At 62.4% G+C, this 7,205-nt stretch carries 4 protein-coding genes; 3 read left to right on the plus strand and 1 reads right to left on the minus strand.

The genetic code is table 11. The features are described from left to right. The first annotated feature begins 152 nt into the window (after positions 1-152). The 3 genes from EB75_RS06175 (at position 153) to EB75_RS06185 (ending at position 5,987) form a co-directional block, all read left to right on the plus strand. Positions 153-4,145, plus strand: a complete 3,993-nt coding sequence (locus tag EB75_RS06175) for an Eco57I restriction-modification methylase domain-containing protein (RefSeq protein WP_286150095.1) — start codon at positions 153-155, stop codon at positions 4,143-4,145. A 200-nt stretch (positions 4,146-4,345) separates the two neighbouring features. Next, complete coding sequence (locus tag EB75_RS28695) at positions 4,346-5,263, plus strand: hypothetical protein (protein WP_142239454.1); 918 nt, start codon at positions 4,346-4,348, stop codon at positions 5,261-5,263. A gap of 109 nt (positions 5,264-5,372) precedes the next feature. Then, positions 5,373-5,987 (plus strand): hypothetical protein, encoded by a 615-nt coding sequence (locus tag EB75_RS06185; protein WP_142239455.1) that lies wholly within the window; start codon positions 5,373-5,375, stop codon positions 5,985-5,987. Between the two features lie 7 nt (positions 5,988-5,994). Here EB75_RS06185 and EB75_RS06190 read toward each other — a convergent pair whose 3' ends face one another. Continuing rightward, entirely contained in the window at positions 5,995-7,074 is a 1,080-nt protein-coding gene (locus EB75_RS06190; RefSeq protein ID WP_073694592.1) for a hypothetical protein, read from the minus strand. Positions 7,075-7,205: the final 131 nt, after the last annotated feature.

The following is a 7,205-nucleotide window of genomic DNA, read 5'->3' on the forward strand; positions in this document are numbered from 1 at the left end:
GCTATATGGAGGTCCGCGACCAGCTGGGCAAGTGCTTCGCTGCGCTCGATGAAGGCACCGTCGACCTGCCCGACCTCTATGGCCAACTGCGGACCGCTCTGGGATTCGAGGGACTCGGATTCGACATCGAGCCAAGGGATTCCATCCTGACTGTGCGTGCCAGCGGCCTGTCCGGGGCCGCGCCGTTGGCGCTGATCGATGCGGAAGCGAACCTTGAGGTCGAGGCGTTGCTCGACAAGGACGCCGACAATCTGCTGCAGCCGTTCCTGGTGGACGAGAAGACCGAGCTGACCTCGGTGGCCCGACTGCTGTCGCACCTGTTTGTCACCGACGACGGACCTCGGTTCGCACTGGTTTTCGCCGGATCGATCGTGCTGCTGGCCGAGCGGGAACGCTGGCCCGAAGGCCGTTACCTCGCTGTCGATTTGCAGCTGGTGGGGGAGCGCGCCGATGCCACCAAGGCCGGTGAAATCGACACCGCCCTGGCCTGCATATGTGCTGAGTCGGCGGCTCCGGACGCCGAGGGAAACATCTGGTGGACAGACGTTTTCGACGAATCGGTCAAGCACACCGTCGGTGTATCGCAGGACCTGCGTGAAGGTGTTCGGCTGTCGATCGAAATCATCGCCAACGAGGTGGTCAACCGCCGCCGGGCACAGGGATTGGAACCGCTGCCGCAGGACCAGGCCCAGGTGCTGGCGAGGCAGTCGCTGCGCTTCCTGTACCGAATCCTGTTCTTGCTCTACGCCGAAGCGTCGCCCGAGCTGGGTGTGCTGCCGGTCGGTGAGCAGGCTTATGAGCGTGGCTACAGCCTCGACCGGCTGCGCGATCTGACACTTGTTGAATTGGCCAGCCCACGGTCACTGAATGGGACCCACCTGTTCGATTCGCTGGGTGTGCTGTTCACACGCATCGACAAGGGACATGACGGCGGCGTCGAGAACGACGAAGAAGGTTCGCGTGCACAAGGGTTGACGTTCAACGCGCTGAAAGCCGACCTGTTCCTCGGCCCCGCCACCGCGTTAATCGACGAGGTGAAGCTCGGCAACGGTGAGCTGCAGCGGGTGCTACGGCATCTGCTGCTCAGTAAGAAGCAGACCGGCCGCGACCGCGGCTTCATTTCGTACGCGGAGCTGGGCATCAATCAGCTTGGTGCCGTATACGAGGGCCTGATGAGTTATACCGGCTTTTTCGCCGGGACTGACTTGTATGAGGTTGCGAAGAATGGGGATTCGTCGAAAGGCTCCTGGGTCGTTCCTCATGATCGGATCGACGGCATCAGCGAGGGCGACTTTGTCCGCGCCGTCGACGAGAACACCGGTGAGAGCAAACCGGTACTGCATCAGCGTGGAACCTTCGTGTTCCGGCTGGCCGGGCGCGAACGCCAGCAATCCGCGTCCTACTACACCCCCGAAGTGTTGACCCGCTTCACGGTGAGCCAGGCCCTGGCGGAACTGCTCGATCAGGATGGGAAAACGACGACCGCCCGGGAAATTCTCGACCTCACCGTGTGCGAGCCGGCGCTCGGCTCCGGGGCGTTCGCGATCGAGGCCGTGACGCAGCTCGCCGAGCAATACCTCACCCGCCGCCAGCACGAACTGGGCGAGCGCATCGACCCGGACCGGTACGCGGCAGAACTGCAAAAGGTCAAGGCGTACTTGGCATTACATCAGGTCTACGGGGTAGACCTGAATGCGACGGCGGTCGAATTCGCGGAAATCTCCCTGTGGCTGGCGACCATGGGCAAGGGCTTGGAGGCGCCGTGGTTCGGTCTGCATCTGCGGCGCGGAAACTCCCTCATCGGCGCGCGAAAGGTACTGGACGGTGGCGTATTTGAGTTCCTGAAGCCGAGCGCCGGCTGGGGGAGCGCGGTCGAGGCGAAAGAGGCAAAGACTCTTGCGCCCGTTGAACTGAAGCGCTTGCAGGAGTGGCGCAAGGCGCTGAAGCCAAAGCTGACGGTGGCGCAGGTCAAGGAATTGAAGACGCTGACGAGTCGTGCCGAACGACTCTGGGATTTCGCGGCCCGCCGGCTGCAGATCGCCGAGGCGGAAATCCGCCGCAACATCGCGGTATGGGGTGCCACCGACCTTCCCGTCGGTGGAGCCGTTACCCGCGAGCAGATCGAGGCTTCGCTCGCGGATTCGAGCGGTGCCTACCGGCGTCTTCGCCGTGCGATGGACGCGTGGTGTGCGCTGTGGTTCTGGCCGCTGACCACTGATGTTGCCCCGCCTACGGTTGGCCAGTGGATCGAGGTGATGAAGGCCCTGCTCGGAGTTGAGGGCAAGGTGAAGCGTGGGCACGAAGAGCAGTTGACTTTCGGCGACGCCGTCACCTGGGACGAATTGGAAGAGGCCGAGGCAACCGATCTGGCCTTCGCTTTCGCCGCGGACGTTCCGCGGCTTGTGGGCGACAATCCGTGGTTGGGTGAATGCGAACGCATCGCGAATCGGTACGGGTTCTTCCACTGGGAGCTCGACTTCGCGCCGGTCTTCGACAACGGCGGATTCGATCTACAGGTCGGAAACCCGCCGTGGGTGCGACCCCGCTCGGATGTCGAGGCGCTGCTCGCCGAGGGCGACCCGTGGTTCTCGTTGAAGGCGAAGGCGACACAAGCCGAAGTTGCCCAGCACCGTGAGGCAGCTCTGGACCTGCCTGGGGTCCGTGATCTGGTCATTGACGGGACAGCGGAAGTTGCCTGTACCGCGGCATTTGTCGGCGACGTGCGAATGTATCCGCACTTGAAGGGCCTGCAGCCCGACCTCTACCGGTGTTTCATGGAACGGACCTGGCGAAACGCCAAATCAACAGGTTCGGTTTGTCTGATTCATCTCGATTCACACTTCACAGACGAGAAGGCTCAACGCTTCCGGGCCGCGACCTACCGGCGTCTTCGGCGGCACTGGCATTTCATCAACGAGTTGCGGCTATTCGCCGATATCGAGGACCACAAGCAGTACGCAATCAGTGTGTTCGGCAGCGAACGCGCGGCGCAGTTCGCAAACGCATCCTGGCTTTACCATCCGGACACGGTTCTTCGGTCGCTCGAACATGATGGTTCAGGAACTGAACCCGGTTTGAAGGACGCCGACGGCAAATGGGACCTGCGGCCCCACGCTGGCCGCATCATCACCGTCGACAACCACGTGCTCAAGTCCTGGAACGACATCCTCGAAGGAGGCCAAGTCCCAGTCGAGCAATCACGGATGGTGTACACCGTCAACCGGTCGGTCGCGAGCGTGCTGGAAAAGCTTGCCCAAGCTCCTCGAATTGGTTCCCTCGATTTGCATTTCTCGCGCGGTTGGGACGAGTCCATCGACCGCAAGAAGGGCTATTTCGAGTCGCGGTGGGGCGTGCCTGAATCGTGGGATCAGGTGATCCTACAAGGACCGCACCTGTTCGTCGCCACCCCGTTGTACAAGTCGCCGAACCCCACGATGCTGCACAACCAAGACTGGACCGCCACCGATTTCACCACATTGACCGAAGACGCGATACCCACCACGTCGTACAAACCCGCAGGTAGCCGTGCGAAATACGACGCCAACTACACCAGCTGGCAGGTGGGCGGGAAACGCATCAGTGCCTGTGACTGCTACCGAATCGCGTGGCGGAACATGGCGGCGAACACCGGCGAAAGAACTCTGATCGGCTCGATAATTCCGCCGGGTGCGGCGCATATCCACACGGTCTATTCAGCAACCTCGCCCGATCCAGAGGAAGTTGCGGTCCTGTCGGCAATGGTCGCGTCGCTGATTGCAGACTTCGGCGTTCGCGCAGCGCCGAAATCGAGCATTTCTTGGGATACCGTTGCGCGGCTTCCGCTAGTGACCTCTTCAAACTTGCGACCCCTCCTCATCGAGCGTGCCTTGCGCCTCAACTGCGTCACCAACGCCTACGCCGACCTCTGGCACGACGTCATGGGAACCCCCTGGACCTGGAACACCCCACACCGCAAACCCGGGGACCGGCGCCAAGCCCTCGTCGAAATCGACGCCCTCGTCGCGCTCGGCCTGAACCTCACCGCCGACGAGCTGTGCACGATCTACCGCACCCAGTTCCCCGTGCTCTACGGCTACGACCGCAAAGCCGGATTCGACCGCGAAACGGCCATGCGCCAGGCGTTCCATCGGTTCGAGGCCATGTAAAGAACCGCCAACACCGCCACCGCGAGCGCCAGATCGATATTCGACGGGAAAGCTCCGGAGAAGGCAGCTCGCCGAGGGGGCGGCTGCACCCACTGGTTCGTGCGCGGAAACGCGTGTATACATGTTATTGGAGAATAAGTCCAACAACCGAACATGATGATTCAGAGATTCAGTTGTATTTGCAGTCTAGGGGCTGGCCAATGAGCGGATCTGCCGCGTTCGGCCTTCTCGGCGAGGTCGGTATTCACGTCTCAGGCGGCATGGATGAGTTGGACCTGGTGTTGCCTGACGGCTCGCGTGTCGCGGCAACGGCGCGGCTGGGGAACAGTCCCAATCCGGCCCAGATTGCGGCAGACCGTCGCACTGCGGGAGGCCGGCGCGTTCTCTATTGCCTGCATAGCGCCGGTGCCGCTGTCGTCGGCGCGGCCCAGCGCGGAGAGGTCGACCTGGTTACGTTTGATGAGCGCCGCGTGGTCATTGGCGCCAAAGATTTTCTCGACCCACCATCGACATGTACAACCGAACCCCGACGGCGGCCATGGGGACGATGGGCGATCGAACGAGTCCGCCTCCTTGATCCGAAAACCGTTCGGCAGGCAGACATTGCCGCAGCTGTGGGCACCTCCCAGCAAGCAGTCGCCAAGAGCCTCAAGGTCATGTCTTCCAAGCCGGTGACGGTGCATGAATGGCTGAGTACCTATCCCGGCGCAGGAGGGCTCAAGCAATGGTGGTACCATCTGGAAGGCATTGCGCCGCAAGGTGATATCGCCACGCGTGCGCTTGCCGAGCTCGGCCTTTCCGGGCGTATGTCAGGAGATCTGGCCGCCGACCGCTACGCGCCGTGGAGGCTCCCCGTCCAGGCCCACGTGTACACACCCGAACTAGTGGACCTGACACCGTGGGGATTCGTCAGCGCAAGTCAAGCCGAGGCCACGCTGGTCATGCAGGTCCCTGAGGACCGGACACTGTGGGCTACCGCCGACTGGTACCAACCCCAGGGGGGCCTTGTCGATCCGCTCATCGCGCTATGGGATGTCGCGCATGCGCTCGGCAGCGATGCACTTGATGCCGCCGAGAAGTTGGCGGAGGCCATCATGAGGTACACCGACGGTGCGTAGGCGGTTAGATATCGTATCGACGTCGAACGCGAGTGACCTCGGATTCCTGGCGTTGTCCGATCTTGCGTCCGCAGCGGCGCGGACCGACTACCGCGTGGTAGGCGGCCACATGGTTGCCCTCCTGGGCTATGCCTTTCCAACGCCCGGTGCCACGATCCGCGCGACCACCGACGCCGATGCAGGCATCGCGCGCCTCGCGGCTGCAGGCGGTGAGCTTCATACGGCGCTCCAATTGCACGGATACCAGCCGGTCTTCGGAAACCAGTACGTCAAGTCAGTTGGCGAGGGCGATTTATCCATCGATGTGCTGGTGCCCCGCACTACATCAGATGGAACGGTCATTCTTGGCGGTCGCGGGTTCGATCCGATACCGGGCCTGTCGCTGGCGCTGGCGATCGACCCGATTCAGATCGAAACCCGCGTAACACTGCGGGATGGAGCCGTCCGGGAATTCGTGGTCCCCGTACCCACGGTCGAAAGCGCCGTGGTTCTGAAAGTCCTTGCCTGGGACAAACGAATGGCGGACAAAGACCTGGCCGACATTGCCGCCCTGCTTGATATCGCCGCAACGTTCAGGGCCGAAATCGATTGGCAGCTCGACCAAACTCCGCTGCGCGGCGAACGGCTGGATTGCGCACGTGCGGCGCAACGTTTGCTACGGCTCCCCCGCAAACTCCCTGCCCGGACCAGAGCATTGCTGCAGTCATTCATTGGGCAGGCGTAGTCACGCCTCATGAAGACCCGAGAGCCGCGAACTGTAGGAAAGCCTTCTGCATGGCCGCTTCGCGGTCGAAACCGGCTTTGCGGTCGTAGCCGTAGAGTACGGGGAACTGGGTGCGATAGATCGTGCACAGCTCGTCGGCGGTGAGGTTCAGGCCGAGCGCGACGAGCGCGTCGATTTCGACGAGGGCTTGGCGGCGGTCCTCGGGCTTGCGGTGTGGGGTGTTCGGAGTCCAGGGGGTTCCCGTGACGTCGTGCCAGAGGTCGGCGTAGGCGGTGGTGACGCAGTTGAGGCGGAGGGCGCGCTCGATGAGAAGCGAGCGAATGCCTTCGGAAGTCACCAATGGCAGCCGGTTGATCGTGGCTGACCGAATATCGTTCTTCGGCGCAGCTCGCACGGAAAAGTCAGAAACCAGCGAGGAAAACTGCGCCGCGACGAATGCGGTCTCGCCGAGTCCGGGCGTCATGACCGACGCGACGCCGTCCAGGTGCGCCGTGCCTGGCGGAATGATCGCTGGGATCAGCGTCCGTTCACCGGTGTTGGCAGCCATTCGTCGCCACGCCACGCGGTAGCAGTCCCGCGCCCGAACCTCTGTCCCATCGATTCGCCAGCTCGTGTAGTCGGCGTCGTATTTGGCCCTGTCGCCTGCGGGTTTGTAGGACGTGGCGGGTATCGCATCCACGGCGAGGGTTTCGAAGTCGGTGGCGGTCCAGTCTTGGTTGTGCAGCATCGTGGGGTTCGGCGACTTGTACAACGGGGTGGCGACGAACAGGTGCGGTCCTTGCAGGATCACCTGATCCCACGATTCAGGAACTCCCCAATCTGACTCGAAATACCCCTTGGTCCGGTCGTTCTTCTCGTGCCAGCCGGAACTGAACTGCAGGTTCAATGCCCCGATCCTCGGTGCGTCCGCGAGCTTTTCCAGCACGCTCGCGACCGACCGGTTGACGGTGTACACCATCCGTGATTGCTCGACTGGGACTTGGCCTCCTTCGAGGATGTCGTTCCAGGACTTGAGCACGTGGTTGTCGACGGTGATGATGCGGCCAGCGTGGGGCCGCAGGTCCCATTTGCCGTCGGCGTCCTTCAAACCGGGTTCAGTTCCTGAACCATCATGTTCGAGCGACCGAAGAACCGTATCGGGGTGATAAATCGAAACTGCCTGATCGAATGTCGTCGGTCACGTAATTCCCCAGGGGTTGCTGTCACGTAATTCCCCAG

Origin of the sequence: Mycobacterium sp. ST-F2 (assembly GCF_001905655.1) — a bacterium.
Lineage (GTDB): Bacteria > Actinomycetota > Actinomycetes > Mycobacteriales > Mycobacteriaceae > Mycobacterium.

What these genes read in the sequence shown, in the direction of transcription:
- EB75_RS28695 (WP_142239454.1), top strand. Translation starts at nt 4,346, where the DNA reads ATGAGCGGATCTGCCGCGTTCGGCCTTCTCGGCGAGGTCGGTATTCAC.
- EB75_RS06185 (WP_142239455.1), top strand. Translation starts at nt 5,373, where the DNA reads ATGGTTGCCCTCCTGGGCTATGCCTTTCCAACGCCCGGTGCCACGATC.